Source organism: Pseudoxanthomonas sp. LjRoot204_2 (assembly GCF_056175765.1).
In genome coordinates this window covers 1-2,993 of sequence record NZ_JBGFFG010000405.1, presented here as the reverse complement: position 1 = coordinate 2,993, position 2,993 = coordinate 1, and the positions used below count along the sequence as shown (strand labels likewise).

The window sequence follows — 2,993 nt, the reverse complement described above, 5'->3', positions numbered from 1 at the left end:
CCCTTCTTCTTGGTCGCCGGATTGACCGATGGAACTCCGGCGCGCCACGCCTTGGGGTCCATTTCGTCCAGCCACACCCACGACTTCGTGGCCCGCTCGCTCTCGCTCAATCGGTCAAACCACGCCAGCTTGGCCGTCTCGTTTCGACGGGCACCCAGGAAGAGGGTCGTCAGCAGGTAATAGACCCCGCTTTCGTTCTGGCCCCGCTGGGCCTGCCGTCGACTCCAGAGGTATTCGATGGCGTTGCCCAGCGTGTTGTCCTCGCTGCCCAAGGGGTTCCGCACCCTTGCCTTTTCGTAATAGTCGTGGAGGCCTGCGGCGTCGCGCATCTTGCCTTCCTCCCACAACACCCCGAAGTCGTTGCCGAACAGCACCGCCTTGCGCTCGGCCTTCTTCGCCGCGCGCGCTTCCTTGTCCACCACGTAATTGACGGCGCGGAAGGCGGTGGCGAACGTCTGCTCGGCCGCGGACACGCCAGCGGCGCGGATGCGCGAGCGCATTGGTTCGCTGGTCACGCCCAGTTTGGCCAGCTCCGCGTCGGTGRGATCCACCCGCCCCGTCCGCTCCATGAAGTCCTTCACGGGCTGGGACAACCGGTTGGAATGCAGAGCGGCGGACAGCCGAGTGGCTTCAAACGCCTTGGTCACCCTTTCCTCGTCCAGGTCCATGATCGGGGTGTTACCGATTCCCACCTCCGGACGGGCCAGGCGCGCTGTGGAGTTGGTCAGGGTCTTGAGCGTGCCCTCGGTCGCCGGGCGGGTTCGCCGGGCCAACATGTCGTGGTAGAGCTGGATCGCTTGGTTGACGGTCAGCGCCTTGGTGGCCTGGATCGAGAGTTCTTTCTCCGCCAGGACCTTGGGGTGCTTGCCTTCCTTCTTCGCCCCGGCGACTTTGACGCCAGCCAGATCGTGGGCATCCTTCAAGGTCAGTTCGCTGGTGTCCCCAATGCTGATCCGCATGACCTTGCCGCCGATCTTGCGTTGAACTTCGTAGGTGGACTTGAGCTTCCCTACGAAGACGCCGAACCCCGTGGGGGCACCCGGCGAGGCATCGAGGAACCTCCACTGCTTGCCATCGGGATTGGGTTCGAGGACTGCAAACCCCTTTGCGCCGGTGACGATAGCCCCCGCTTTGTCTAGCTTCGGGCGCTGGGTGCTGCGAAGCTGTCGCAGTTGTTCTGGGTTGAGCTTCAGTCGGAATGCCACGGCGGCCACCTTTCCTTGTTGAACGCATCGGTCGCGACTCTGTCGCGGGTAGCCAAATTTTGGCACGAATCGACAGATGCAGGGGTTTGGCTACCTTTGGCTACTAATATGGTCTCCAAACCCTTCCACTTGCGTTCACTGACTCCCACATTCGCTAGACTGAATTACGCGCTAAATGTCTGATAAAAAAGAACAATCAAAAAAATCAACGGGTTCGGCGGAGCACACCCCGCTCATGAAGCAGTTCTTCGCCGCCAAGGCGGAGTATCCGGACCTGCTGGTGTTCTTCCGCATGGGGGATTTCTACGAACTGTTCTACGACGACGCGCGCAAGGCCGCGCGACTGCTCGACATCACGCTGACCCAGCGCGGCAGTTCAGGCGGCGCCCCCATCCCGATGGCAGGCGTGCCCGTGCACGCCTGCGAAGGCTATCTGGCCCGCCTGGTCGCACTCGGCGAGTCGGTGGCGATCTGCGAACAGATCGGCGATCCGGCGCTGGCGAAAGGCCTGGTGGAACGCAAGGTGGTGCGCGTGGTCACGCCGGGCACGGTGACCGACGAAGCCCTGCTCAACGAACGCCGCGACACCCTGCTGATGACGATCAGTCGGGGGCGCTCGGGCTATGGCCTGGCGTGGGCGGACCTGGCCGGCGGCCGTTTCATGGTCAACGAAGTGGACAGCGACGATGCGCTGGAAGCCGAACTCGCGCGGCTCGAGCCGGCCGAGTTGCTGGTGCCCGACGAAGAAGGCCTGCCCGCATTCCTGCAGCAGCGCACCGGCTTGCGCCGTCGCGCGCCCTGGCTGTTCGATCCCGACAGCGGTCGTCGCCAGTTGCTTGGCTTCTTCGGCCTGCATGATCTCACCGGCTTCGGCATCGACGACAAAGCCCTGGCCACCGGCGCGGCGGGCGCGTTGCTCGGCTACGTCGAGGAGACCCAGAAGCAGCGCCTGCCCCACCTTACCGCGATCGCGCTGGAATCGGCCGGCGATGCCATCGCGATGAATGCCGCCACGCGGCGCCATCTCGAACTGGACACGCGCGTCGATGGCGACACCAGGCACACCCTGCTCGGCGTACTCGACACCACGGTCACCCCGATGGGCGGCCGCCTGCTGCGCCGCTGGCTGCACCGGCCGCTGCGCGACCGCGCCGTGCTGAGTGAGCGCCACCATGCCATCGCGACACTGATCGGGCACGGTACGGATCGCGACTTGCGCAGCGGCTTCCGTGCGCTTGGCGATCTCGAGCGCATCCTCACCCGCGTCGCGCTGCGATCGGCGCGGCCACGCGACCTGTCCACGCTCCGCGACGGGCTGGCGCTGTTGCCCGACATCCGCGGCCACCTGCAGCCGCTCGACTCGCCACGCCTGCAGGCGCTGGCCGCGGAACTGGGCGAACACGACGACACCGCGACGCTGCTGCTGGCAGCGGTCGCACCGCAGCCACCACTCAAACTCACCGATGGCGGCGTACTGGCCGACGGCTACGACGCCGAGCTCGACGAACTGCGGCGCCTGAGCACCCACGCCGACCAGTTCCTGGTGGACCTGGAAGCACGCGAACGCGCGAGCAGCGGCATCGCCACGCTGAAGGTCGGCTACAACCGCGTGCACGGGTACTACATCGAGATCAGCAAGGGCCAGGCCGACAAGGCGCCTGTGCATTACACGCGCCGGCAGACGCTGACCGGCGCCGAACGCTACATCACCGAGGAACTGAAACAGTTCGAAGACAAGGTCCTGTCCGCGCGCGAGCGCTCGCTGTCGCGCGAGAAGCTGCTGTACGA

General features: G+C 65.3%; 1 protein-coding gene and 1 pseudogene. One reads left to right on the top strand and one right to left on the bottom strand.

Annotated elements, in window-relative coordinates:
- Nucleotides 1-1,205: pseudogene (locus tag AC04L7_RS15575) on the bottom strand (hypothetical protein); the annotation flags it as partial.
- A 175-nt stretch (nt 1,206-1,380) separates the two neighbouring features.
- Here AC04L7_RS15575 and mutS point away from each other — a divergent pair.
- A partial coding sequence (gene mutS / locus AC04L7_RS15570) for a DNA mismatch repair protein MutS (RefSeq protein WP_475513360.1) occupies nt 1,381-2,993 on the top strand: 1,613 nt, incomplete at its 3' end.